22 protein-coding genes are annotated in these 24,135 nt (G+C 72.0%); 15 read left to right on the top strand and 7 right to left on the bottom strand.

Features of this window, described 5'->3' with window-relative positions:
* The first annotated feature begins 93 nt into the window (after positions 1-93).
* Entirely contained in the window at positions 94-1,314 is a 1,221-nt protein-coding gene (argJ, locus tag ACFW6B_RS26395) for a bifunctional glutamate N-acetyltransferase/amino-acid acetyltransferase ArgJ (RefSeq protein WP_386599446.1), read from the top strand.
* 337 nt (positions 1,315-1,651) lie between these two features.
* Positions 1,652-2,245, top strand: a complete 594-nt coding sequence (locus ACFW6B_RS26390; RefSeq protein ID WP_386599444.1) for a hypothetical protein — start codon at positions 1,652-1,654, stop codon at positions 2,243-2,245.
* A gap of 108 nt (positions 2,246-2,353) precedes the next feature.
* On the opposite strand, the gene ACFW6B_RS26385 is transcribed toward ACFW6B_RS26390, so the two are convergent.
* Positions 2,354-2,725 (bottom strand): MerR family transcriptional regulator, encoded by a 372-nt coding sequence (locus ACFW6B_RS26385; protein ID WP_386599443.1) that lies wholly within the window; start codon positions 2,723-2,725, stop codon positions 2,354-2,356.
* A 47-nt stretch (positions 2,726-2,772) separates the two neighbouring features.
* Here ACFW6B_RS26385 and ACFW6B_RS26380 point away from each other — a divergent pair, with 47 nt between their 5' ends.
* The 3 genes from ACFW6B_RS26380 (at position 2,773) to ACFW6B_RS26370 (ending at position 8,699) form a co-directional block, all read left to right on the top strand.
* Positions 2,773-3,657, top strand: a complete 885-nt coding sequence (locus ACFW6B_RS26380; protein WP_386599441.1) for an NAD(P)H-binding protein — start codon at positions 2,773-2,775, stop codon at positions 3,655-3,657.
* Between the two features lie 151 nt (positions 3,658-3,808).
* Positions 3,809-4,132, top strand: a complete 324-nt coding sequence (locus ACFW6B_RS26375) for a trypco2 family protein (protein WP_386599439.1) — start codon at positions 3,809-3,811, stop codon at positions 4,130-4,132.
* A 1-nt stretch (position 4,133) separates the two neighbouring features.
* Positions 4,134-8,699 (top strand): trypsin-like serine protease, encoded by a 4,566-nt coding sequence (locus ACFW6B_RS26370; protein WP_386599438.1) that lies wholly within the window; start codon positions 4,134-4,136, stop codon positions 8,697-8,699.
* 31 nt (positions 8,700-8,730) lie between these two features.
* Here the strand turns inward: ACFW6B_RS26370 and ACFW6B_RS26365 are convergent, their stop codons facing one another.
* Positions 8,731-9,198, bottom strand: a complete 468-nt coding sequence (locus ACFW6B_RS26365; RefSeq protein ID WP_386599436.1) for a MarR family winged helix-turn-helix transcriptional regulator — start codon at positions 9,196-9,198, stop codon at positions 8,731-8,733.
* Positions 9,199-9,494: 296 nt separating this feature from the next.
* Here ACFW6B_RS26365 and ACFW6B_RS26360 point away from each other — a divergent pair, with 296 nt between their 5' ends.
* The 8 genes from ACFW6B_RS26360 to ACFW6B_RS26325 all read left to right on the top strand — a co-directional run bounded on the left by ACFW6B_RS26360 (position 9,495) and on the right by ACFW6B_RS26325 (position 15,616).
* A complete protein-coding gene (locus ACFW6B_RS26360; RefSeq protein WP_386599434.1) occupies positions 9,495-10,697 on the top strand; it encodes an MFS transporter in 1,203 nt (400 codons plus the stop codon).
* A gap of 46 nt (positions 10,698-10,743) precedes the next feature.
* Positions 10,744-11,172 carry a heme-binding protein gene (locus ACFW6B_RS26355; RefSeq protein ID WP_386599432.1) on the top strand — a complete coding sequence of 143 codons (429 nt, stop codon included), beginning with the start codon at positions 10,744-10,746 and terminating at the stop codon, positions 11,170-11,172.
* Positions 11,169-11,516 (top strand): nuclear transport factor 2 family protein, encoded by a 348-nt coding sequence (locus ACFW6B_RS26350; RefSeq protein WP_386599430.1) that lies wholly within the window; start codon positions 11,169-11,171, stop codon positions 11,514-11,516. Before ACFW6B_RS26355 ends, ACFW6B_RS26350 begins: the two co-directional genes overlap by 4 nt.
* A gap of 17 nt (positions 11,517-11,533) precedes the next feature.
* Positions 11,534-12,364, top strand: coding sequence for an aldo/keto reductase (locus tag ACFW6B_RS26345; protein WP_386599429.1), 831 nt, complete (start codon positions 11,534-11,536; stop codon positions 12,362-12,364).
* A 98-nt stretch (positions 12,365-12,462) separates the two neighbouring features.
* Positions 12,463-13,494, top strand: coding sequence for a TIGR03571 family LLM class oxidoreductase (locus ACFW6B_RS26340; protein WP_386599426.1), 1,032 nt, complete (start codon positions 12,463-12,465; stop codon positions 13,492-13,494).
* A gap of 105 nt (positions 13,495-13,599) precedes the next feature.
* Positions 13,600-14,610, top strand: coding sequence for an aldo/keto reductase (locus ACFW6B_RS26335; RefSeq protein ID WP_386599424.1), 1,011 nt, complete (start codon positions 13,600-13,602; stop codon positions 14,608-14,610).
* Positions 14,611-14,650: 40 nt separating this feature from the next.
* Positions 14,651-15,070, top strand: a complete 420-nt coding sequence (locus ACFW6B_RS26330; protein ID WP_386599422.1) for an SRPBCC family protein — start codon at positions 14,651-14,653, stop codon at positions 15,068-15,070.
* 132 nt (positions 15,071-15,202) lie between these two features.
* A complete protein-coding gene (locus ACFW6B_RS26325; RefSeq protein WP_386599420.1) occupies positions 15,203-15,616 on the top strand; it encodes an SgcJ/EcaC family oxidoreductase in 414 nt (137 codons plus the stop codon).
* Between the two features lie 22 nt (positions 15,617-15,638).
* Here the strand turns inward: ACFW6B_RS26325 and ACFW6B_RS26320 are convergent, their stop codons facing one another.
* Positions 15,639-16,418: an NAD(P)H-dependent oxidoreductase gene (locus ACFW6B_RS26320; protein ID WP_386599418.1), complete on the bottom strand. Its 780-nt coding sequence runs from the start codon at positions 16,416-16,418 to the stop codon at positions 15,639-15,641.
* Between the two features lie 138 nt (positions 16,419-16,556).
* Here ACFW6B_RS26320 and ACFW6B_RS26315 point away from each other — a divergent pair, with 138 nt between their 5' ends.
* Both ACFW6B_RS26315 and ACFW6B_RS26310 read left to right on the top strand, forming a co-directional pair.
* Positions 16,557-17,504, top strand: coding sequence for a helix-turn-helix transcriptional regulator (locus tag ACFW6B_RS26315; RefSeq protein WP_386599416.1), 948 nt, complete (start codon positions 16,557-16,559; stop codon positions 17,502-17,504).
* Positions 17,505-17,657: 153 nt separating this feature from the next.
* The gene (locus ACFW6B_RS26310) at positions 17,658-18,050 is read left to right on the top strand and encodes a hypothetical protein (protein WP_386599414.1); all 393 of its coding nucleotides are present in this window, start codon (positions 17,658-17,660) and stop codon (positions 18,048-18,050) included.
* Here ACFW6B_RS26310 and ACFW6B_RS26305 read toward each other — a convergent pair.
* From ACFW6B_RS26305 to ACFW6B_RS26290, 4 genes are read right to left on the bottom strand one after another with little or no spacing between them, the layout of a single operon-like run.
* The gene (locus tag ACFW6B_RS26305; protein ID WP_386599412.1) at positions 17,984-18,994 is read right to left on the bottom strand and encodes a hypothetical protein; all 1,011 of its coding nucleotides are present in this window, start codon (positions 18,992-18,994) and stop codon (positions 17,984-17,986) included. The genes ACFW6B_RS26310 and ACFW6B_RS26305 overlap by 67 nt on opposite strands.
* Positions 18,991-20,886 carry a ferritin-like domain-containing protein gene (locus ACFW6B_RS26300; protein WP_386599409.1) on the bottom strand — a complete coding sequence of 632 codons (1,896 nt, stop codon included), beginning with the start codon at positions 20,884-20,886 and terminating at the stop codon, positions 18,991-18,993. Before ACFW6B_RS26300 ends, ACFW6B_RS26305 begins: the two co-directional genes overlap by 4 nt.
* A gap of 38 nt (positions 20,887-20,924) precedes the next feature.
* On the bottom strand, positions 20,925-22,370 hold the full coding sequence (locus ACFW6B_RS26295) for a radical SAM protein (protein ID WP_386599407.1): 1,446 nt from the start codon (positions 22,368-22,370) through the stop codon (positions 20,925-20,927).
* Positions 22,367-23,776, bottom strand: a complete 1,410-nt coding sequence (locus ACFW6B_RS26290; RefSeq protein ID WP_386599405.1) for a hypothetical protein — start codon at positions 23,774-23,776, stop codon at positions 22,367-22,369. The genes ACFW6B_RS26295 and ACFW6B_RS26290 overlap by 4 nt, the downstream gene beginning before the upstream one ends.
* Positions 23,777-24,135 lie beyond the last annotated feature (359 nt).

Genomic DNA, 24,135 nt, shown 5'->3' with positions numbered 1-24,135 from the left:
AGCCCTCCGGCGATGAACGAGCCATCGAGGGCACGATGCGTGAATACGCAGAAGCGTTGCGATCGATGTTGACGCAGACGGGAGACGATGACCATGTCCGACTCCACCACGACGACCCCCCTGGCCCCCGCGGAGCCCGCCCCGGACTCGCCGGAACCCCGGGGTTTCGTCGTGCACACCGCGCCCGTCGGCCTGGCCGACGACGGCCGGGACGACTTCACCGTGCTGTTCTCCACCGCTGCGGCCCAGGTCAGCGGAGTGTTCACCCGCTCCAGGTTCGCCGGGCCGAGTGTGCTGCTGAGCCGTGAGGCGGTCGCCGACGGCCGGGCGCGGGGGGTCGTGGTGCTCGCCCGCAACGCGAACGTCGCGACCGGGCCGGAGGGCGAGGCCAACGCCCACGAGATCCGCGCCTCGGTGGCCGGCACCCTGGGCGTGCCCGAGGAGGAGCTCCTGGTCGCCTCCACGGGGGTGATCGGGCGCCAGTACCCCATGCCGCAGATCCGCGAGCACCTGGAGTCGCTGGCCCGGCCCTTCCCCGAGGGCGGCTTCGACCGGGCGGCCCGCGCCATCATGACCACCGACACCCGGCCCAAGAAGGTCAGCCTCCGCTGCGGCGGCGCGACCCTCGTCGGCATCGCCAAGGGGGTCGGCATGCTGGAGCCGGACATGGCGACCCTGCTGACCTTCTTCGCCACCGACGCCCGCCTCGCCCCGGACGAGCAGGACCGGATCTTCCGCCGGGTCATGGACCGCACGTTCAACGCCGTGAGCATCGACACCGACACCTCCACCAGCGACACCGCGGTCCTGTTCGCCAACGGGCTGGCCGGCGAGGTCGACCCCGCGGAGTTCGAACAGGTCCTGTACGAGGTCGCGCTCGCGCTCGTCAAGGAGATCGCGAGCGACGGCGAGGGGGCGAGCAAGCTCATCGAGGTCCGGGTGACCGGGGCCCGGGACACGGCCCAGGCCAAGCGGGTCGGCAAGACCGTCGTCAACTCGCCGCTGGTGAAGACCGCCGTGCACGGCAGCGACCCCAACTGGGGGAGGGTCGCGATGGCCGTCGGCAAGTGCTCCGACGACACGGACATCGACCAGGAGGCCGTGCGCATCCGCTTCGGGGACACGGAGGTGTACCCCACGCGGTCCGCCGACGCGGCCGAGGAGGACGTCGTACGGGCCGCCGTGGCCGAGCACCTGAAGGGCGACGAGGTGGTCATCGGGATCGACCTCGGGATCGCCGACGGGGAGTTCACCGTGTACGGCTGCGACCTCACCGAGGGCTATGTCCGCCTCAACTCGGAGTACACGACCTGATCCGGCTCCCGCAGGGTCGCGTCTCCTCCGCCCCTGCCCTTCCTGTCCCTGGGGGCGGCGCCTCCGGGTTCAGGCCGGGCGGGCACGCGGTGCGGGAGGGTGCGCGGGGGCGCCCGTCGTCACCGGCGGCGCCGCCGAAGTCCTCCTCGCTTCGCGCGTGACGCCCGTCCCTCACCGTCCGGGTGCCGTCCGCCGTGCCGGGGGGAGGGGAGGCGCGAGCAGCGTGGCACCGGCCGCTCTTCGGCCGGTCCCCTTCAACTCCTCGGCCGTGATGGCTTGTTCGTGATGAGCGCGCGTACTCAGGCGTCCCGGCGTCCCCTCTGACACCCTGGACGGCATGTCCTCCCGCAACCGCCTTCTGGCCGCGACGGCCGCGACGGTCCTGGCCGCGGCCGGCACCCTCGCCGGCTGCGGCACCGACCGCCCGGCCGCACAGGGGCCCGGCGCCTCCGCCGGCTCCTCTTCCGCCTCCGCCAGCTCCTCTCCCGCCTCCGCCTCCACTCCCGCCTCCTCCCCGCCCGCCAGTCCGTACGCCGAGCCGGACCGCGGGGACAGCGCGCCGCACAACGCGGAGAACAACGTCGGCCGCCGGCCCGGTGAGATGACGGCGGCGGACCGGGCGGCCGCCGGGAAACAGGCCGCGAGGGTCCGGCCCGTACTGGAGAAGCTCCGCGCCCGGGGTCGGATCGGCCCCGACGCCGTACGCCCCGCCCTCGCCGCCCTCGGCTTCGCTCCCGCCGACCTGCGGGTCCAGCCGCCGTGGTCGCGCTGGGAGGTGGACCACGCCGAGAAGGTGCCGGGCACGATGTACGGCATCAGCATCGGGAGCACCGCGTGCGTCTCCGGGACGGTGGGCGCGGACCGGGTCTGGACGGAGGTGACCGGTCCCTACCCCGAGACGGGGTGCGTGGCTCCGCCGGTCGCCCACTGAGCACGCCCGACGCCGTCACCCCCGCCGGGCCGGCGGGGGCGCGCGGGATCACGGCGGCGAAGGCCGAACCCGCCTGCGGACAAGGGAACTCGACGCAGGGAGGCCGGTTCAGGCGTCGCGGACGAAGTGCGCGCAGTCCGGACAGTCCTCGAGATACCGGTGCCGGCACTCGACCGTGTGCCGCAGGAAGGTGATGGCCTGCCGGGTACGGGCGACCTCGCTCTCGAGTGCGTCGATCTTCGCCCTCACGACCGCCTGCGCCTCCTGCTTCTTCGGTGCCGTGGCGGCGACGACCTCCGGCAGCGACAGCCCGACGCGCCGCAGTTTCAGCACGGTACGCGCCTGCTCCAGAGCCCCGTCGTCATAGACGCGGTAGCCGTTGCCGTCACGGCGCACGGTGAGCGCCCCCACCTCCTCCCAGTGCCGCAACACGTGGGCCTCGATGCCGAGTCCCGCCGCCGCTTCGCCGATCGTCCGCATCCGTACGCCTTGCCTTCACGTCGACCTGAACCCTTAGCGTCCCGATCATGCCTGACACCCACCGCCCCCTGGGCACCCGTCACCGTCCGTCGGTTCTGGTCACCGGCGCGGCCGGCAACCTCGGCCGGGAGGCCGTCGACCGCCTCCGGGCACGCGGCGCACGCGTGCGCCGCCTCGTGCGCCGTCCGACCGGACCCCACTCCACAGCCGAGTCGGTGGTCGGCGACCTCACGGACCCCACGACGTTCCGCTCGGCGCTCCTGGGCGTCGACGCCGTCCTTCTCATCTGGCCCCTGCTCGATTCCGCCCCCGCTCACGACCTGATCGCGGAACTCGCCGCGGCGGCGCCCCGGGTCGTCTACACGTCCTCGACGGCCATGGACGACGAAGCCGCCCGCCAGAGCGATCCCATCGTCCAGGTGCACGCCGACATGGAACTCCTGCTGCGTGACGCCGGGCTGCGTCCCGTGGTGCTGCGCAGCGACACACTGGCCTCCAACACACGTGGATGGGCGGCACAGTTGCGGGCGGGTGATGTCATCGAGGGCCCGGACGTCGCGCGCACGGCTGTCGTCGACGAACGCGATGTCGCCGACGCGGCGGTATCCGTACTGCTCGCGCCCTGCCGCGACCGACTCGCCCCCGGCCCGTACGTGTTGACCGGACCCGAGGTCCTCGACCGGGCCGGCCAGGTCGCCCGGCTCGGTGCCGCACTCCGGCGCCCTCTGAGATTCCGCTCCCTTCCCGCCGGTCTCGCCAGGTCACGGATGCTCGCGGACGGCCGCCCCGAGCGACTGGTGGAGGCGCTGCTGGCCGCCTCGGTCCACCGGCCGGAGTCGGACCGCACCACCGACCACGTGGAGCGCCTCACCGGCCGACCGGCCGGCACCTTCGAGAGGTGGGCCGCCGACCACGCGGCCGAGTTCGGGTGACGGGAGACCCGCAGCGGTCCGCCAACCTTTCAGCGTTTCGTAACACCACTGCCGTTTCAGGCGTTTTGGCGAATCGGAGGACAGTTGGCAGACTGCTGGCCCTTCGGGTCCGGACGGTCCGGGACCGGTGGCGAGGCTGGGGGCGGCGGGGATGTCGGGCACGACGGAGATGGGACTGGCCGCGGCGATCGAGGAGCTGCGCACGGAGCTGTACGCCGCGCAGGACAACAGCGTCGGCGAGCAGTTCCGTTTCGAGATCGAGGGGGCGCAGCTGGAACTGCTGCTGGAGCTGCGCAAGGACGACAGGTACGGCGGAAAGCTCCGGTTCGGCGTGGCCGAGGGCGACCTGCACCGGACGACGGCCTCCGCCCGGACGCACAAGCTGACGCTGAACCTCAAGATCAAGGACCGGGCGGCCGGCGGCAGCAGTCCCGAGATCAGCCACGAGGAAACCGGCCTCGGGGACTACCACTGAGATGGACCCGCTGAGGCTGGTCGACGTCCGCGGCCAGGACGGGGACGGACAGGGCTGCGGCAGTGGCTACCTCGTCGCGCCCCGTCTGGTGCTCACCGCCCGTCACGTCGTGGAGCGGCGGGCATCCGCCCTGCCGTGGCCCCGTATCGACGTGTACGTCGGCCACCCCGCCCGCTGTCCCGTCGAGCACCGGAGGGCGGAAGTCCGCTGGGTCCACGGCGGGGGCCGTGACGTGGCCCTGCTGGAGCTGGACGCCGCCGTGGACTTACCCGGAGAGGTGCTCTGGGGCTGGGTCGGCGGAAACCACCCGGTGCCCTACCTCGGTCTCGCCTTCCCGCTCGCGACACGGACGGCCGACGGGCACCGCAAGGTCGAGCAGCTGGAGGGGAGCCTGCCCCCGCTGACCGGTGGCCGTGGTGCCCACGACCTGTACGCGCTGAACCAGGTCATCGCCCCGGGCGAGCGCGAGGACGGCCGGCAGGCGTGGGCCGGCGCGTCCGGTGCCGCCGTCTTCTGCGGAGACCGCCTGGTCGGCGTGGTCGTCCACGACGACCACGCGTTCCGGAACCACCGTCTGCACGCCTGTCCCGCCCAGGCGTTCGGCGCGGACCCCGGCTTCCAGGACCTGCTGCGCGAGCACGGGACGGCACCACCCGACCTCGTGGTGGTCGAGGCCGGCCCGGCACCGGTGCCGGGCGCGGTGCCGCAGACGGCGTTGCCGTCATGGCTCTCCGCCCTTCCGGTCGGCTCGTCGCGCAGGTTCGTGGGACGCGGGAAGGAGCTGCGGAACGCGCGCTCCCTGGCCTCGCAGGGCGGCAGGGTCCTTTCGGTCGTCGGCCCCGAGCACACCGGCAAGTCCGCCTTCATCGAGCGGCTGGTCGGGGACGAGGACTTCCACCGCGCACTCGGGGCCGACCGCCCCTGGGGGCTGCTGGACCTGGACGTGCCCGGGTGCGGGAGCCGGTTCCCGGTGTCACGGGCGCTGGCCACACAGCTCGACGCGGACCTGTTCACGGTCGAGGAGTACGGCGAGGACACGATCTCGACCGAACGCAAGATCAAGCACATGCTGGGCACCCTCTCGGGCGCCGCTCGCGGCCATGACATCGTGGCCGTCATCGACTGCGCCCGTTTCGGGGAGCGCGTCGCCGATCTCGAGGCGGACCTGGACGAAGTCCTCGGGAACTCCGCGCTCCGGCGAGCGGTGGTGCTGATCGCCTCCGCGACGCGCCTCCAGGCCAACGGGGGCAGGCAGCTGCGCCAGATGGGTCCGGTCCGGCTCGGTCCGCTCTCCCCGGAGGAAGCCGTCGAGCTCCTGTCGGCCGAGCTGGACGAACGCGACGTCCGCGTGGACGTCGGCCAGGTCATCGACCTGGCGGGCGAAAGCCTCGTCCGCCGTCCCGGCATCCTCCTGTTCGGGGCCGACCAGCACGCGAACCGGTACGACATCGACGAGGGCCCGCACGACGCCGACCCGGTGGCGGTCGCGTTGGACCTCCTCGACGCCTGCCGCGTCACCATCACCGAGGTGCTCGAGGAAGCCGCGTGCGGGCTGTTCGACGGCTCGGGCTCTCCGGGCCCCCTCGCCCCGCTCGTCGTCTGGGCGATGACCGAGCGTCTCCCCGTGCCGCAGGACGTCCTCACCGACTCCGGGATCCGGTCCGCGACGTTCCGGCGACTCGTCACCCACGGCGTGCTCGTCGAACGGCAGCCGTCCGAGGAGACACCGCGGTACGAACTGAGCCGCGCCACCTGGGCGGCGCTGCGGAACATGACGCTCGCCGCTCTGGACGTCGACGAGGCGGAGCCGCTGCGGTCGGAGGAGAGCGCCCTGTTCGGCCCGGCCGCCCAGGACCCGGAGCTGCTGGACGAGACGCTGCACCGGAGCGCGAAGACGTTCTTCGACGCCGTCCTCCCCCATTTCGAGGACGAGGAGGGTGACGACAAGCACCGGGCGCTCCTGTTCGCGGTGGAGTGCGCGCTGGGCTGGCTCAGGGCCCGCGCCGACGGTCGTCTTCCCCGGCTCGACCTGTGGGTCAAGGACTTCGCCAACGCGCTGGACACGAAATCGATCGTCCAGCCGGGCGAGCCGAGCACGAGTCCGGTGGAGGAGGCGGCGCTCGACGTCCTGGGCGTCGACGGCGGACAGCCGAGCGACGGCAACGAGATGCTCTACCGCGCCGTTTCCCGGCTGAACGCGGCGATGCGCGAGCCGGTGACGGCACGGGCGGAGTCCCGGTTCGTCGAGGCGTGCCGGCAAGCCGTGGACATCCTGTGCCACCGCGTGCCCGGCATCCCCCCGCAGATGCTGCGGTCGATCGAGAACGCCCTGTACCTGGGCGGACGCCGCTACGGATGCGACGACGACATGCTGCGGGTCCGCACCGGTGTCGCCGAGGTGCTGAGCGAGGGCGCCCGGCGGATCGAGAAGGGGAGGGTGAGCCGGCTCGTCTGGACCGTCTCCTGGCTGCTCAACACCGCGGACCTCCAGGTGGACAAGCACCAGCTCGCCGAGGCGAGGACCAGCACCGGTCTCGCCCACGACCTGCTGGAACTGCTGCCCCTGCCGAACACGACGGGGGGCGAGGCCACACAGCTCAACCTGCGCATGCGGGCCAACCGCGCCCGGGCGAGAACGGCCGACAACGAGCCGGAACGGCTGGAGGCGTGGGCGGAGGCCGTGCGTCTCGGCGGTGTGGCCCTCGAACGCTGCGCGCCCACCACGGCACTGCGGCACCTGTGGACCCAAAGACTCCTCGACGCGGCGAAGTACCAGGCGTTCGAGCTGCGGTCCGACGACGAACGGTCCGCCCTGGTGGAGCTCGTCACCGGCGTCCTCACCGGCTCGTACGGGCCCCTCCCGGCCTGGGGGCTGTCGGTGCGTCTGACCGTCGCCAGGTTTCTCCGCAGCGTGCACCGCCGCCAGGCCGATCCGATCCTTCGGCTGGACGGCGCGAACGACGCGATGGCCCTGCTCCTGCCGTACGAGGAGATCCTCGTGCAGCAGGCCGAGGCCGGTGACGCCGTCGGGCTGCTGGAGCTCGCCCGGACGGCCGACTTCAAGGCGTGGTCGCTGGAGCAGAACGAGCGCTTCCGCGAGGCGGCGGCGGAGGCCGGAACGGCCAAGCGGCACGCCGTGCGGGCCGTGCGCGGTGCCCCGAGCGCCCGTGCCCACCGCGTCTGGCTGGAGTGCGTGAGCCATTACGGGCGGATACAGGCGGGCGGCCCGGAAGGCCCGGCCGCGACGCAGGAACTGCGCCGAGCGGTCCGCAGGACACGGGAATGGCTCGACACGCAGGAAGCCAGAACCCAGCTCCACGCGCAGTTGGCCCGGCTGTGCATCGTGGAGGAGTGGCACCTTCGCGGCCGCAGCCTGAGGCAGGCGGCAGCGGCGAAGGAGCAGAACTCCGACGCCCGGCTGGATCCGCTGCAACAGGTCTACAGGGAGCGGGCCCGCGCTCTGGAGGGTCATGAGACGCGCTACGGACCGACCGTCGGCACGGCTCTGCTGCGCTGCGACCTGGAACGCGAGTACCAACGCCTCCGCGCGGCGCACCAGCACTCCTCGGGCAGGGCGGGACAGAGCGTCGACTACGGCCCGGCCTGGAGGGTCCTCGACAGGGCGGAGGAGCAGTGTCCGCCCAGCACCTCGATCGGGCTGGCCCGGGCGCGGCTCCACCGCTACCTGTGGGAGTACACCGAGGCGGCCGAGGCCCTGGAATCGGTGATCCGCGTCACGAGGAGCGGTCAGGAGCGACGCCAGGCGCAGATCGAGATGGCGGAGGCCCTGCTCCGCCACGTCCGCTACGGATCGCCGGATCCGTCGGAGCGCGAGGCGGCACTCGAGCGGGCGGCCGCGCAGCTGGAGGAACCGCTCACCCACCGCTTCCAGTCGGAGCAGGTGATCGTGCTGCGCGAGCGCATCCGGCTGGAGGCCGGAGCGCCGGTCGACCAGCGACGCATCGACGCCGCGTTCGACAAGCTCATCGGCACCGACTACACGAGGAGCATCGGCAGGTACCTGCACAACAGGCGCTACTCGCCCACGGAACCGGGCGAGGACACGGAGAGCGAGCCGGGCGAGGGCACGGAGGCCGAACCGGGTGCCGGCACCGGGACCGGACCGGGCGACGAGCCGCAGAACCTCGCTCAACTGCTCTACGACGACTTCACCGACGTTGGCCTCATCGACGGACTCGGTCAGCTCTATCTGCGACAGGCCGAGACACGGGGTGCCGAGAGCGATCCGGACGCGCGGCACGAAGGTGCCGAGGCGGCACGGCGGGCGTACGACTGCTTCGACGCGTGCCGTGTCCTGCTGGAGGCGCAGTTCGACATGGAGCACCCCGTGAACCGCTTCAAGCGCGCCGAAGCCATCAGGCAGGCCGCGCGGCTGGCCCGTACGGCCGACCCCTTCGCATGGAAACCGGAAGGCAAGTCGAGCTGGCTGAAACTGGCCGTCGACCTGTTCCAGTCGGCCGCCGGACGTTCCGTGGACGTCTTTCACACGCTGTGCGTCGGACGCGTCAGAGAGACGCAGCAGATGCTGAACCGGCTCGGCGGCTGACCGGTGCCGGTCCGCGCCCGTGGCCGGCTCGCTACGGGCGCGGCGCCGGGTCGTCGGCGGCCTCGACGGCTTCGACCAGCGAGGCCAGCTCCGGGTTCTTCGCCGCCTCGTCGAGTGCCTCCCGCAGGGCCGCGTCGTTGGTCGGCCGGGCCTCCTCCAGGAGTGCCAGGCCGGACGCGGTGACGTCGGTGTAGATGCCGCGGCGGTCGGTGGGGCACAGGTACCGGGACAGCAGGCCCCGGTCCTCCAGGCGGGAGACCAGCCGGGTGGTGGCGCTCTGGCTGAGCACGACCGCGTCGGCGACCTGCTTCATCTGGAGGTGTCCGCCCTCGCCGTCGTGCTGACGGCTGAGCACGTCGAGGAGCGAGTACTCGCGGACGCTCAGGTCGTGCCCGGACTGGAGGGCGCGCTCGATGCGCGTCTCGATCTTGCCGTGCAGGAGGGAGAGCGCGCCCCATCCACTGGCGAGGGCGGTGAGGGCGGGGTCTGTGGCGGTCATCGGTCCGTATCTCCTTCCGGGGGACAGGAGCCAGGATAGGCGCGCGGGGAAAAATACCGGCCGGGGCCGGTAGCGGGCGGACACAAGCATCCCGCTCCTGTCGCCCCCGTCCCCGCCTGCCGGTGACCGATCCCCTTTCCACGGGCCGGCGCCTCCGTACGGGACCGGGCCCGTGCTCCCCCCGAGCCCACAGTCATACCGCGCGAGGGTTAGCCGCGTTTGCATTTATAGCGCGCCTGCAACTATTGTCGAAGCCTCTAAGGAGCTCACTCAAGCAATCGTAGAAGGTCGAGCCCATGCCTCTCGCACTCCTCGCCCTGGCCATCGGGGCCTTCGGAATCGGCACCACCGAATTCGTGATCATGGGGCTGCTTCCCGACATCGCCGCGACCTACGGCGTCTCCATCCCCACGGCGGGCCTGCTGGTCACCGGCTACGCGCTCGGCGTCGTCCTCGGCGCGCCGCTGCTGACGGTGCTCGGCAACAAGGTGAGCCGCAAGCGGATGCTCATGCTGCTGATGGGCCTGTTCGTGCTCGGCAACATCCTGTCCGCACTCGCCCCGAACTTCGGGATGATGCTGACCGGCCGCGTGATCACCTCGCTCGCCCACGGCTCGTTCTTCGGCCTCGGGTCCGTCGTCGCCGCCGGCCTCGTCGCCCCGGACAAGAAGGCCGGAGCCATCGCCACCATGTTCACCGGTCTGACGGTCGCGAACATCGTGGGCGTGCCGCTGGGCACCTTCGTCGGGCAGGCGGTCGGCTGGCGCACCACCTTCGCGATCGTCGCCGCGCTCGGCGTGGTCGGACTGCTCGGCATCCTCAAGCTCGTGCCCGCGATGCCGCGCCCCGAGGGCGCCCACCTGCGCCGGGAACTCACCGCCTTCCGCAACCCGCAGGTCCTGCTCGCCATGGCGATGACCGTGCTCGGCTTCGGCGGCGTCTTCGCCGCGATCACCTACATCGCGCCGATGATGACCCGTGTCGCCGGCTACTCCGACGGCGCCGTCACCTGGCTCCTGGTCCTCTTCGGCATCGGCATGTTCCTCGGCAACCTGCTGGGCGGCCGGTTCGCCGACCGGGCCCTGATGCCCATGCTGTACGTCACGCTCGGCGGGCTCGCGGTCGTGCTCGCGCTGTTCACGGTGTTCGCCCACGACAAGATCCTCGCCGCGGTCGCCATCCTGCTCGTCGGAGCGCTCGGCTTCGCCACCGTGCCGCCGCTGCAGAAGCGGGTGCTCGACCAGGCGCACGCCGCCCCCACGCTGGCCTCAGCCGTCAACATCGGCGCCTTCAACCTGGGCAACGCGCTGGCCGCCTGGCTCGGCGGACTCGTGATCTCCGCGGGTTTCGGCTACACGTCCCCGAACTGGGTCGGCGCCGTCCTCGCCGCGGCCGCGCTGGGCCTGGCCCTCTGGTCGGCGGCCCTGGAGCGCCGCGCCCCCGCGGCCGAGCCGGCCGTCGCCGCCGGCACCCCCGCCCGTACCCCCGTACACCACTGACCCCTCTTCCCTTCGACTTCCGCACATCACCCCAAGGAGAAGCGCCATGAGCACCACCACGACCGCCGTCATCCCGCTGACGACCGCCGAGGCCGAGACCCTGATCGGCGCCGCCCGCCGCGCCGCCGAGACGGCCGGGGTCGCCGTCAGCGTCACCGTCCTCGACGCCGGCGGCCACCCGCTCGCCTTCCGCCGCGACGACCGGGCGGTCCTGATCTCCGGCGAGACCAGCACCCGCAAGGCGTACACGGCACTGCAGCTGAACGCCCCGACCGCCGACCTGGTCGACCTGGTCAAGCCCGACGGGCCCTTCCACTCCCTGCCGACCGCGCTCGACCGTCCGCTGCTGTTCATCGCGGGCGGCATCCCCGTCCACCGCGACGGCCGGCTCGTCGGCGCCATCGGCGTGGGCGGCGGCGCGCCCGAGCAGGACCACGCCTTCGCCGCCACCGCGCTCGAGGAGCTCTCCCGATGACCCGCACCCCGCAGGAGGTCTTCGCCGACCACGGCACCCGCCTCGGCACCGGCGACCTCGACCTGATCAGCCGCAACTACACGGAGGACGCGGTCTTCGTGACCCCCGACGGCGTCCTGACCGGCCGTGAGGGCGTCCAGGAGGGCATCGGGCGGCTGCTGGCCGACCTCCCCGACGCCGACTGGCGGCTGACCCCGAGCTTCGCCGGGGACGTCCTGTTCCTGCAGTGGTCCGCCACCGGCGCCACCCACCAGGTCACCGACGGCGTCGACACCTTCGTCTTCCGCGACGGCCTCATCAGCGCCCAGACCGTCCGCTACACCCTCACCCCGCGCACCCCGTGAAGGAACATCCGCACACCATGGCACCCTCCACCGTCCCCACCGTGACCCTGAACAACGGGGTCGAGATCCCCCAGCTCGGCTTCGGCGTCTTCCAGGTCCCCGACGACGCGACCACCGCCGCCGTCACGGCCGCGCTCGAGACCGGCTACCGCAGCATCGACACCGCAGCGATCTACGGCAACGAGGCCGGGGTGGGCCGCGCGCTGGCCGCCTCCGGGCTGCCCCGCGAGGAACTGTTCGTCACCACGAAGCTGTGGAACGCCGACCAGGGGTACGACGCCACCCTCCGCGCCTTCGACGCGAGCCTGGCCAAGCTCGGCCTCGACCACGTGGACCTCTACCTGATCCACTGGCCGGCGCCCGCCCGCGACCTGTACCGGGACTCCTGGCGCGCCGTCGAGCGACTCGCCGAGGAGGGGCGCGTCCGCGCCGCCGGAGTCTCCAACTTCCAGCCCGGCCACCTGCTGCGGCTGATGGAGGGCTCCACGCTGATCCCGGCCGTCAACCAGATCGAACTGCATCCCGGCCTCCAGCAGGCCGAGCTGCGCGCGTTCCACGCCGGGCACGGGATCGCCACCGAGGCGTGGAGCCCGCTCGCCCAGGGCGCCGTCCTCGGCGACCGGTCCGTCGGCGACCTGGCGGCCCGGTACGGCAAGTCCCCGGCCCAGGTCGTGCTGCGCTGGCACCTGCAGCTGGGCAACGTCGTCATCCCCAAGTCGGTGACCCCGGCCCGGATCCGCGAGAACTTCGACGTCTTCGACTTCGCGCTCACGGACGAGGAGATGCGGTCCGTGGCCGCGCTCGACCGCGGTCTGCGCACCGGTCCGCACCCCGACGAGCTCAACTGAGCCGATACGTCCTTCCTCCCCACGGGGCTCCGTTCCGGGCAGACGCCCGCGAACGGGGCCCCGTTCCCGTACGCCCCTTCGTCCCGGAAGGATCCACCGTGACGTCCCCCCGTCCCGCACTCGCCCGCCTGGCCCCCGCCGAGACCGGCGGCCGGCTCACCCTCGGTCTCGAACTGCCCCTCGACAACGACTGGGGCCCGTCCCGACAGGACGCCGACCGGGCGGCCGGCCGTCCCTTCGGCGTTCCCGACCTGACCGGGCACACCCGGCTTGCCCGGCTCGCCGACCGGCTCGGCTTCGCCGCCCTGTGGCTGCGCGACGTGCCCCTCTACGACCCCACCCACTTCGGCGACGCAGGATCGGTCTTCGAGACCTTCACCCACCTCGGCCATCTGGCCGCCGTCACCGACCACGTCGTCCTCGGCACCGGCGCGGTGGTGCTGCCCCTTCGCGAGCCCCTGCTCGTCGCCAAGGCCGCCGCCACCGTGGACGTCCTGTCCGGCGGCCGCATGCTGCTCGGGGTCGCGAGCGGCGACCGTCCCGTGGAGTACCCCCTGTTCGGACGGGACTTCCCCGCCCGCGGCACCGCTTTCCGCGAGGGCGTGGAGACACTGCGCGCCGCCTGGCGCCACGGACCGCTGGAACTCGCCCGGGCCGGGCTCGACGCGGACCGGCGGCTGGAGGTCCTGCCCAGGACCGTCGACCCGGCGGGGATCCCGATCGCGGTCGCCGGCGGTGCGCGGCAGACCCCCGAGTGGATCGCCGAACACGCCGACGCCTCCCTCAACTACCCGCGCGACCTGGGCGCGTTGAAGATGAAGACGCAGGAATGGCGGCGGCTCACGGGAGACGAGGGCAAGCCGTACCTCACACCGATGGTGCTGAACCTGCACGAGGACCCGGGTGCCGCGCCGCGCCCCGTCCGGCTCGGCCTCAGCACGGGAAGCCGGGCCCTGGTCGACCACCTGGAGCGGATGTCCGCACTGGGGGTCGCCCATGTGTCGTTCAACCTGCGGCCCAACGACAGGCCCGTGGACGAGCTGCTGCACGAGCTCGCGGAGGACGTGCTGCCGCATTTCCCCACGCCGGGGACGCGGACGTCCCGACCGGAAACCACTCGCTTGCAATAGCCCGCGCATGCAAGTATTGTTCTCGCATGTAAGGCGCGCTCGCAACTGAAGCGTCGTTCGCGCCCCTCCGTACCGGACCCCCCACGCACAAGCAAAGGCATTCCCGTGTCACTCAAGAAGATCCTTCCCGGCCGTCTCGGCTTCGGCACCGCCCCGCTCGGCAACATGTTCCGCGCGATCCCCGACGACGAGGCCCGCGCCACCGTCGAAGCGGCCTGGGACCACGGCGTCCGCTTCTACGACACCGCCCCCTTCTACGGCGCCGGCCTCGCCGAGACCCGCCTCGGCGAGGTCCTGTCGGCCAAGCCCCGCGACTCCTACGTCCTGTCCACCAAGGTCGGCCGGGTGGTCCTCGACGAGCACGAGACCGCCGTCCCCGACTTCGGCGAGAAGGGCGGCCTGTTCGAGCACGGCAATCCGAACAAGATCGTCCACGAGTGGACCGCCGAGGCCACCGAGCGGTCCATCGAGGGCAGCCTGAAGCGCCTGGGCACCGACCGCCTCGACATCGTCTGGGTCCACGACATCGCCCAGGACTTCCACGGCGACCTGTGGCTCCAGAAGTTCGAGGAAGCCCGCACCGGCGCCTTCCGCGTCCTGTCCCGGCTGCGCGACGAGGGCGTCATCAAGGCCTGGGGCCTCGGCGTCAACCGCACCGAGCCCGTCGAACTGACCCTCGCCCTCGACGAGCCCCGCCCCGACGGCTTCCTCCTCGCCGGCCGCTACACCCTCCTCGACCACGACCACGCCCTCCAGCGCCTCCTGCCCATGGCCCAGGAGCAGGACGTCGACATGGTCGTCGGCGGCCCCTACAGCTCCGGCATCCTCGCCGGCGGCACCCACTTCGAGTACCAGCAGGCTCCGGCCGAGATCGTCGAGCGGGTCGGCAGGCTGAAGTCCCTGGCCGAGAAGCACGGGGTGAGCGTCAAGGCGGCCGCCCAGCAGTTCTCCCTCGCCCACCCGGCGGCCGCCGCCGTCATCCCCGGCGCCACCCGCCCCAGCCGCATCGCCGAGGACACCGCGGCCCTGAACGAGACCGTCCCGGCCGCGTTCTGGACCGACCTCCGCGCCGCCGGCCTGGTCAGCCCCGCCGCCCCGCTCCCGAACAACGCCTGACCCCCCGCACTGCCCCCACCACTTCCCAGGAGAGAAGAACATGGCCTCCACCTCCGTCTCCCGCGTCGTCCCCGCCTCCCCCCAGCGGGTCTGGGACCTCATCGGAGGGTTCGACGCCCTCCCCGACTGGCTCCCGTACATCCCCGAGAGCACCGCGCTCGAAGGCGGCCGGGTCCGCCGTCTGACCAACCCGGACGGCGACGCCATCATCGAGCGCCTGGTCTCCTTCGACGAGGCCGGACGTCACTACAGCTACGCCATCCTCGAGGCGCCGTTCCCGGTCACGGGCTACGTCTCCACCCTCCGCGTCCACCCGGTCGCCGGCCGGGACGACCTCGCCGAGGTCCAGTGGTCCGGCCGCTTCACCCCCGACGGTGTCACCGACGCCGAGGTCGAAGACCTGTTCGCGAGCATCTACCGCGACGGCCTCGACGCCCTCCACCAGGCACTGTCCGCCTGACCCGGGGTTGATCCGCGTACGGCCACGGGACCGCACGGCCCGGGCACGCGACGAGCGTGCCCGGGCCGGTCCCGACCGGCGGGACCTGCGGACCTCGACCTCAAGCGGGCCTGAGGTCCCAGAGTGTTCCGCATGACCACCGAAACCGCGGACATCGAGGCCCTCGAAGCAGACATCAAGGCCATCGAAGAGGTCGTGGCCACCGTCGAGTGCACCCAGCGTGCCAAGGACGCGGAAGGATTCCTCGCGCTGTTCCGTCCCGATGCGCTCTGGACGACCGGACACGGCAAGGTCCTCATCGGGTTCGACGCGATCGCCGAGTTCACCCGCACCGTACTGCCCTCCGCAGACCGGGACGGCGAAGTCACCTACGAGGCGGTGCACGCACAGTTCCTGCGGCCCGACGTCGTGGCCGTCAAGGTGCGCCAGATCCACCACTCGCCCGAAGGCGACACGGAAGGCGCGCCCCTTTACGTCATGACCAGGCAGGACGACGGAAGGTGGCTGCTGCACGCCTGCCAGAACACCGAGGTGCGGACCGGTTGATCGCCCTGGCCGTCGCCGTCGGTCAGCCGCGTACGTGCAGCCCGAAACCCGTGCGGCCCGCGGGCTCCAGTCCCTCCTTCAGATGCAGCGAGGGGATCTCGTAGTCGCCGGCGTTCTGCCGCCGGAACGTGATCGGCTCGGTCGACTCCAGGGTGATCAGGCGCTGCTCCCAGGCCTTGGCGACGTCCTGGTAGTCCTCGGCGGTCATCCGGTCGGTGCCGTACAGGACGAACGGCGGCAGCACCTCGATGCCCGGGTAGTAGAGGATCCCGTGCTGGATCGGGAACAGCAGGTCGTCGATGGGGCCGTTGATCCCGCGAGCGGCGTAATGCGACTCCGGGCCTCCGGCCGTCACCGACAGCAGGGCCCTCCTGCCCGCGAGGGTTCCTTCGCCGAAGCGCTCACCGTACTTCGTGTCGCTGTGTTCGCCGACGCCGTAGGCGAAGTGGTAGGTGAACACCCGGTCCACCCAGCCCTTGAGGATCGCGGGCATGGTGTACCACCACAGCGGGAACTGGAAGATGATCGTGTCGGCCCACAACAGCTTCTCCTGTTCGGCGCGGACGTCCGGGGTGAGCGTCCCGGCGTCGAAGGCCCGGCCCGAATCCAGGGCGACCTTCAGGGGACTCGAGGCGTGGGAGCCGTAGTCCGCGGCGTCCGCGACCGCCTTCCAGTCCATCGCGTACAGATCGCTCACCCGCACCTCGTGCCCGGCGCTTTCCAACGTGGACACCGCGAGGTCCTTCAGCGAGCCGTTGAGCGACTTCGGCTCCGGGTGGGCGTGGACGATCAGCGTCTTCACGGGAACTCCTTCGGATCGGATGCCTTCGATCCTGGGCGCCGCGACGTCCGGCGTTCAGGGACGCCCCTTCCGTCGGACGGGACTTCCTGGTACCGGCAGGACCACCTTCACGGGCAACTCCGAGGCCATACTGGGGGCGTGGACGATCTCGCGGGCTTCCTGAGGATCCGGCGCTCCCGGGTCGACCCGGCGGCCGTCGGCATTCCCGCCGACAGCCGCCGCCGGGTCGCGGGGCTGCGCCGCGAAGAGGTCGCGCACCTGTCCGGAGTCAGCGTCGACTACTACGTACGCCTGGAGCAGGGGCGCGCGACGCAGCCCTCCGAGCAGGTCCTCGACGCGCTCGCCCGCGTCCTCGGCCTCGACGAGACCGAACGCGGGCACCTCGACCGGCTCGCCCGGCAGCGCCGCCGCGTGAAGGCGCCGGGCAAGGGGGTCCCCCAGGCCGGAGGCCGGGGGAGGGTCAGGCCGGAACTGCTGCGCGTCCTCGACCTGGTCGCCGACGTACCCGCGCTGATCATGAACCACCGCCTGGACGTGCTCGCCGGGAACCGCCTTGCCGGGCTCCTCTTCGGTCGGCCGATGCCGGGCCTGAACACCGCCCGGCACATCTTCCTCGAGGAGGCCGAGCGCGGCCTTTACGCGGACTGGGAGAACTGCACCCTCGACGTGGTCGGGCACCTGCGCCTGGCCGCCGGAAAATACCCCGAGGATCCCCGTCTGGCCTCTCTCGTCGGTGAACTGGCGATGGGCAGCGAGCGCTTCCGCCGCCTGTGGGCCCGCGCGGACGTGCGCGCCCGCACACACGGACGCAAGGCGTACCGTCACCCGCTGGTCGGCCTGCTGGACCTGCACCAGGAGAACTTCGCGCTGCCGGACGAGTCGGGCATGGAGCTGCTGGTGCTGTCCGCCGCCCCCGGCAGCCCCGCCGAGGACGGACTGCGCCTGCTCGCGCGCCTGGGCGCGGACGGCGGCCGCGCGGATCCCCCGGTGGACGCGCACGTCCGCGAGCAGCCCGACGACGCCCATCCGCCCCGGGAACGCCTCGTCGCCGACGGCTTTCCGGTACCCGGACCACTCCGCGGCTGAGGCCGGCCTGTCAGCGGGTTCCTCTACGGTGCCCGGTGTGAGGCACCGGATACGCGGCCCCCTTCCGCACCATGAGGAAGTCGACGTCCTCTTCTTCCGGGAGACCTCTGCGGGCGGTCGTGCCCGGCCGTCGGCTGCGAACTCGTCGTGTTCGTGACCGAATCATGCCTCGTCGAAGCCCACGGCCCCTCGTTCCGGCACCTCCGCGACGGACAACCGATCACCGCCTTCGGCTTCGAGACTCCGCACTACCGGACGGGCGAGGAGCCCGACCTGCTGCTGCCCGCCCTCACGGCGGCGAACCTGATGGGGCCCGGGGCGGATCTCGGCAGAGGTGACGTCGAGGAGCGGATCGTGGAGGCGATCTCCGGTTTCTTCTCCCTGCCCGAACTCGAAATGCCCTCGCCAAGGGCACTGGGCGGCGCCCGGTGTGCGGTTCGTGCGGATCGTCCACGGTTCGAGGGGCGGACAACCGGCCGTCACCCCGGCCGGCAGGCGTCGAGCTCGTGCTGCCAGGCGGTGGCGGCGGGGAACGCCTGGGGGTAGAGCCGGGCGCAGGTTGCCAGATGGTCGCGGAACGCGGTGCGCAGGCGGGCCGCGTAGTGGGCGCACAGCCGGTCCGCCGGGGTGCCGGCCGCGGCGGAGTCGATCACGGCGGCGGCCAGGACGGCGGTACGCAGGGCCTGCGCGGTGCCCGTGCCGCTCAGCGGGTCGTACCGGATGGCGCCCGCGCCGACGAGAAGCACGCCCGGGGTGCCGGCGGTCGGGGCGGTGGCCGGGACGGGGTGAAGCCGGGGGGCGGCGGGCAGTGCCAGCACGGTGTCCGGGGGGCGCCGCAGGCAGTGGGCCAGCGCGGACGCGGCAAGGAGCCGGCCCAGCAGGTCGGCGGGGCGTCCGACGGGTCCCGGAACCATGGCCTGGAGCAAGGCCCGGCCGTTGCCGAGCGGGGTGAGGTGGAGCCAGCCCAGATCGGTGCGGTCGAGGCGGGCCGTGGTGTCGTTCTGCCCGGCGGCGAGCGGGGCCTCGCCGGCCAGGAGATGTCGGCGGCCGGCGGTCCGGTGCTCGCCGGGGTGCCCTGCCGGCGGGTCGGCGGTGACGGTCCAGTGCGGCGCACCGGAGGAGTCGGGTCCGGTGCGGACGGTCTCGGGGTGATGGGCGGCAAGCCGGTCGAGGAGCCGGCAGCACAGCAGGGCGCCGTCCACGACCGTCGCCGGCTGCGAGAGGGGCGGATCGGGAGGTCCCGGGGCCCAGCAGACGTGGCGGTGGGTCAGCCGGTGGCTGTCGGCCGGCGGTCCGGCGCCCCAAAGGGCGTGCAGCAGGGCGAGGGTCTCCTCGCCCAGGAGCAGCGGGCGGGCACCGTACGAGGGGCGGGGCCGGATCCGGACCCGGTGGCCTCGCGAGGCGAGCAGCCAGGCGCAGGTGAGTTCGGCCAGTCCGGATCCGGCGATCGCGACGGTGCTGCGGCTGCCGCTGGTGAGGCCGGTCGTCACGTGCTGAGGGCGTCGATCAGCGCCTGTGTGTCGGTCCGGTGGCGGGCCATCATGGCTCCCAGGGCGAGTCCGTCCAGCGAGGCGATGCTCTGTTGCAGCGTCATGGCGGCCCGGGCGGCGGCGAGCGTGGCCTGACCGTTGCCCAACGGACCGGATGCCTGGAACCGGGGGGCCACCCCGCGCGAGGCGAGCAGGTGGTTGACCTCGTGGAAGTTGGTCATCGCCTGACGGGCCTGTCTGATCATCACCCCGCCTGCGAGGTCGCCGTGCTGCAGGCTGTCCTTCAGTGTGCCCAGGAGCATGGCGTAGTTGAGGTCTCCTAGTTCGAGCAGCTTCTGGTCCAGCGGAGTGTCCGGGTTCTTCGCCAGCGTCCGCAGGTATTCGTTCTCGCTGAACGGGGCGAGGTGTGCCTTGACCTTCTGGAACCGCCCGAAGTGGTCGACGCCCTCGTCGATGATCAGTTTGATGAGGTGCGACAGCCGGTCGGCCTGGGGGTATTCCTCCTGCTTGTCCATGATGGTCTGGTGCAGCCGGATGTACATTCCGTCGATGCCCTGTGGATTGAGATCGGCGCTGGTCTCCTCCACTTTGATGAACCAGTCCAGCTGTTCCTCGGTGAGCCGCTCCAACCGGAACTTCGTACCGCTCGCCTCCTGGATGACGAAATCCTCCGTGGGTGGGGTGAGGACGGTCGGCCGCCCCAGGACTCCGAGGATCTCGTTGACCCACCGGAGGTGGCGCATCTCGTCCACCGCGACGGCGAACACCTCATTGGCCGCTGCGAAGAAGTCGCGGACGGACGCATCCGGCTCCGTGGTCGCGGGGAGGGCGAGCGGGGCGGCCAGGGAGTAGTGCGCGTAGAGGTACTCCAGGCACAGTGCGTGCTCGACCACGGCCAGTCGCTCCAGCTCCCTGATCACGTCGGCGCGACTCATCGGATTCAGCCCGAGCGGGGCGGGGATTCCCAGACTGTCGTCCTCACGGCCGTTGAGCACGACAGGCAGAACGTTCCAGTTCGTGATCAGTTGCGGGTGGTTGAGCTCCAGAGAACCGCGCGCGCCGATAGTGGGCAGGTCCAGCGGGGGTGGGAAGGCGGTGCGGTTCGCGCGCTGGAAGTTGAGGGGGTGGAACCGCCCGTCCGGGCTGGCGGAGATGTCGGGTTTGGAGGCGGCCCAGTAGAAGCAGCCGCATTCGCGGAAGTCGTACTGCCAGGGCGCGCACAGGCTCCGGGTGAGATCGCCCGGGAGGTACGCCTCGGGGTCGATGACACCCTCGGTGGTGAGGTAGTCGGCCCGGTCGGCGACCAGCACGGCACTGGTCACCGCCCCGCTCGCGTTGCGCTGCACGCTGCTCTGGTTCGTTCTCCGCAAGGTGTTGAGGCTTCCGCCGGGCACCCCGGTCTCGCCGTGCGACTCGCTTCCCGGCGTGGGCCCGAGGCGGATGGCGATCCGGCCGGGCAGCAGATCGTGGACGAAGCGCCACAGCTCCATGCCGATGCTGTCGGTGGCGGCGAACACCGGGGCCTGGGCCTCCGATTGGTCGACCTCGGTCCGCCCGCACACCGCCCAGACGTGGAGCCGGAACGGCGCTTGCGCCGTTCCCCTGACGTCGTCGTCGGTGAGGCCCTGAACGGTATCGGCACCCTCGGTGACGGCGATCACCCGTGAGCCCGAGGGGTGGTGGAAGTCGACGGTCAGGCCGGGGAAGAAGCACTTGTCCAGATTGCGCTGGTCGAACTCCAGGCCGGGGAAGCAGTTGTCGACCCCGCTTTCAGGGCGGGAGCCGGCCGGGTTGCCGCGGACCATGTGGTCGGCGCGCGCGGTGAGGTTGCGGGGGAAGATCTTCCCGTGGGGTACGGGAAGATCGGCGTTGCCGGGGGTCGGGTCGTTCATGGTCGGCTCCTTCGGCCGGGGAGGGGCGGGGCGGCTGGTCAGCGGGCGAGGGCCGCGGGATCGGCCGGCAGGTCGGACACCGCCGCCTGCCGGAAGAACTCCGGTGCCGCCTGGCCGAGTTCGATGTAGGCACGCAGGCAGAAGGCCAGCCAGCCGCGGATGTAGTCGCAGCCTGGCCTGCCGCGTCGGCTGACCTCGTGGTAGCAGCCGCCGCCGCACAGGTAGCGGGCCCAGCAGGACTGGCAGGGCTCGGCCCGGTCCACATGGCGGGCTGCCAGATGGCCGGCCCTCGCGCCCTGGTCGGGGCCTTCGGCCACCGAACCCATGCGGAAGGCGGGGTCGTCCACGAGCCGATGGCAGGCGTACAGGCCGCCCTCGGCGGAGGCGCTGAGATACCCGGCGCCCGCGCCGCAGGGGTAGGGTCGGTGCCCGCCCGCGTGCAGCTCGTACATCGCGGTCTGGAAGTTGCCGAACGGGTAGGGGCGTCCGGCCGACAGCTCGCTCAGTGCCGCTTCCCCACAGGCGATCATCTGCTCCAGGAAGCCGGTGAAGGCCGCCGTGTCGATCTCGTACGCAGGGGTCGGCGCGCTGACCACGGCCGCGAAGCCGACCTCGTCGAAGCCCAGGCCGATGCCGTGCTCCAGGATGTCCAGGAGCCGCCCTGTGTACGGGGTGACGCTGACTCGGGCCGAGAGGTGGCGCGGCCGTCCGTGTCGACGCAGTACCTCGAGACCGGCCCGCAGCCGGTCGTACGCGCTGCCTCCGCCGGGCGACCGGCGCAGCGCGTCGTGCCCCGCCCGGTCGCCGTCCAGGCTGACGGCCACGGTGAACGGGTGGGTCGCGAACAACTCGGCGTCCTCGGGCCGGACCGTGGTGAGGTTGGTCGTCAGCGCGAACCGGACGGCGTGCCCGGCGGCGGTTCCGGCCCGGGTCGCGTACCGGGTCACCTCGTGCACCAGGTCGCGGGCGAGGAGCGGCTCACCGCCCATGAACCCGACGACGACACCGGCTCCGGGCGCGGCCTCCGAGAGGAGCCGGTCCACGGCGGCGAAGGCGGTCTCGCGGGACATGGCGCGGGCGGATCCGCCGAACCGGCCCTCGTCGGCGTAGCAGTGGCCGCAGCTGAGGTTGCAGGCCTGCATGACATTGAGCGACAGGGAGGCGAGCGGCGGCACCTCGGCCGGGGTGCCGTCGATCCGGGGGCCGGGTAGGCCCTCTCCGCCCCACATCGGCAGGCCGAGTTCCGCGGCCAGGGCGGCGTCCTGCGCCGGGTCCCGGGCGGTCGCCGTCCATGCCTCCAGACGGGCGGCGGTGGTGTCGTCCGGGAGGTCGTAGATCCGGCTGCCGTCGGCGATGAACAAGTGGGCGCCGTGAGCGCTGCGGAACACCTTGGCCTCGGCTCCGAGCCCGAGCGGTCCGGCTTCGACGTCCGTCGGCGGGTCCGGTTCCGGCGGGCGGCGGCCGATCTGGAGCAACACGCTCATGTCCCCTCCTCGGCCGTGGCCCGCACCGAGTCGGCCCAGGCCACCAGCAGGTCGTACTGGCGGCGGGTCAGGTGCATGGGGAAGCCGTCGGATCCCCGCACGGCGACCGGCATGCGTCGGTCGAACGGCTCTGGATCCGCGTATGGGTTCCTGATGAACCGCTGGATGAGGTCCGGCTGTTCACGGACCATGTCCTCAAGGACCTCCAGCGCCACGAAACGGCGGTGCTTGCGCCGTCCGCGTTCGGTCAGCGGGAGCTGGATGCCTCTGAGTTTTTCCGGCACCGGGAACATCCGGGCACGGCCCGCCGCCAGGGAGAGGCCGAAGGCGGTGTTGTCGCCGCCCGCGCGGTCGTTCTGGGCGTCCACGTTGACGGCGTCCATGGCTTCCAGGATCCGCTCGAACAGGTCTCTTACCTCCAGAGCCGTCAGCTGCGGTTTCTCGGAGATGTACGCGGGGTCCCGGACCTCCGCCCGCCGCACCCGGTCCATGAGACCGTCGGCCAGCGAGGTGAAGGGTCTGCGGTCGGGCGCGAAATCGGGTGGGGTGACCACGACCCGCGCGTGGGCGGTCAGCCCGCCGACCTCGACCTTGACCAGGCCGTCGCAGGAGTCGTCCACGAGACCGAACGAGGTCCCGTTGTTCCCTGTGTCCAGCTGCTGGTTCGCCCCGGCGAAGAGCCCCTCGGGCACGGTCCGCGGATCGTTCTTGATGGTGAACGAACACCAGGAGGCGTCCGATGAGAGGAACAGCCGTTCGGTCGGCAAGGGATACCTGGAGGTGCGCTGCAGGAGGTTCTTGGGCCCGTAGACCAGGCCCGCGGCGGGGGTGAAGCGAAGGCGCAGCTCGGGGAAGGACGCACTGGGCCGGGGGATCTGCACCGAGCCCAGTGGCACGTGCCGCCCCTGCGGTACCAGGCGCCGGGAGGCTCCCTGGGGAGAGCTCCCTTGCAGGGGGTGCCGGGTGTGCTCGTCGCCCGGGACCTCGACCCTGGCGTCGATGCGGTCGCCAAGTGCGCGGGTGCAGTGGTGGGCCTTGAGGTTGGCGACCTCCACGGTCCACCTCACGTTGCCGGGTGCCAGGCCGAACGTGTCCAGCACCTCGGTGGTGATCGCCCCGGACTCACGCCGTCCGTCGACGGTCCAGGTGCCGTGGACCTCGAAGAAGGGGCAGATGGGCCGGAAGCCGGCGGAGTCCTTGAACCGGACCCTGTTCCCCTGTGGCTGCCGTTCGGTCAAAGTGCCGTCGGCGGCGACGTGGAGCGAGGGTTCGGGTAGGACGACCGTCTTGCCGGTGCCTCGAGGAGAGAGGTCGCTCTCGGCGTAGCGGTAGTTCTCGCAGGGTTCGGGGGACGGGCCCATCCGGGCGAAGGCCAGGGGCGGGTACAGCCAGATCTCTTCGATCACCGTGCGTCTCCGTTTCCATCGGGGGGAGAGGGTGTGTTCACCCGAAGACCTCGGCTCCCGGACGGGGAGCGCCGTCCCGCACCGGCGGGACGAGGTAGGTGCCACCGGCCCGTGCGGAAACGCCGGCCCGGTGCGGCGGGGCGGATGACGGGGTGCCGGGGATGTCGAAGGCGTAGGGCCCGCGAATCGTCCTCGGCCGCGGTGACGTCCTCAAGGAAGAGGGGGTCCGAGTCCCGGGGCCCGAACTCCCGTTACTGGTGGGGCTCTTGATGGCCCACGGCCGGGGCGGACCCGGGGGCGGAGAACGGCGGGGGCATGTCGGCACCTCCCGGCGGGGCACGGGACCCGCAGGCCGCGAA

The organism is Streptomyces sp. NPDC058751 (assembly GCF_042746485.1).
GTDB lineage: Bacteria > Actinomycetota > Actinomycetes > Streptomycetales > Streptomycetaceae > Streptomyces.
The sequence above is the reverse complement of the archived record's forward strand: the minus strand, read 5'-3'. Positions and strand labels throughout refer to the sequence as shown.

Coding starts and splice junctions, on each gene's coding strand:
- ACFW6B_RS26390 (WP_386599444.1), top strand. CDS start 1,652: ATGTCCTCCCGCAACCGCCTTCTGGCCGCGACGGCCGCGACGGTCCTG.
- argJ (WP_386599446.1), top strand. CDS start 94: ATGTCCGACTCCACCACGACGACCCCCCTGGCCCCCGCGGAGCCCGCC.
- ACFW6B_RS26345 (WP_386599429.1), top strand. CDS start 11,534: ATGGCACCCTCCACCGTCCCCACCGTGACCCTGAACAACGGGGTCGAG.
- ACFW6B_RS26385 (WP_386599443.1), bottom strand. CDS start 2,725: ATGCGGACGATCGGCGAAGCGGCGGCGGGACTCGGCATCGAGGCCCAC.
- ACFW6B_RS26330 (WP_386599422.1), top strand. CDS start 14,651: ATGGCCTCCACCTCCGTCTCCCGCGTCGTCCCCGCCTCCCCCCAGCGG.
- ACFW6B_RS26350 (WP_386599430.1), top strand. CDS start 11,169: ATGACCCGCACCCCGCAGGAGGTCTTCGCCGACCACGGCACCCGCCTC.
- ACFW6B_RS26325 (WP_386599420.1), top strand. CDS start 15,203: ATGACCACCGAAACCGCGGACATCGAGGCCCTCGAAGCAGACATCAAG.
- ACFW6B_RS26295 (WP_386599407.1), bottom strand. CDS start 22,370: ATGAGCGTGTTGCTCCAGATCGGCCGCCGCCCGCCGGAACCGGACCCG.
- ACFW6B_RS26300 (WP_386599409.1), bottom strand. CDS start 20,886: ATGAACGACCCGACCCCCGGCAACGCCGATCTTCCCGTACCCCACGGG.
- ACFW6B_RS26375 (WP_386599439.1), top strand. CDS start 3,809: ATGTCGGGCACGACGGAGATGGGACTGGCCGCGGCGATCGAGGAGCTG.
- ACFW6B_RS26365 (WP_386599436.1), bottom strand. CDS start 9,198: ATGACCGCCACAGACCCCGCCCTCACCGCCCTCGCCAGTGGATGGGGC.
- ACFW6B_RS26370 (WP_386599438.1), top strand. CDS start 4,134: ATGGACCCGCTGAGGCTGGTCGACGTCCGCGGCCAGGACGGGGACGGA.
- ACFW6B_RS26380 (WP_386599441.1), top strand. CDS start 2,773: ATGCCTGACACCCACCGCCCCCTGGGCACCCGTCACCGTCCGTCGGTT.
- ACFW6B_RS26360 (WP_386599434.1), top strand. CDS start 9,495: ATGCCTCTCGCACTCCTCGCCCTGGCCATCGGGGCCTTCGGAATCGGC.
- ACFW6B_RS26355 (WP_386599432.1), top strand. CDS start 10,744: ATGAGCACCACCACGACCGCCGTCATCCCGCTGACGACCGCCGAGGCC.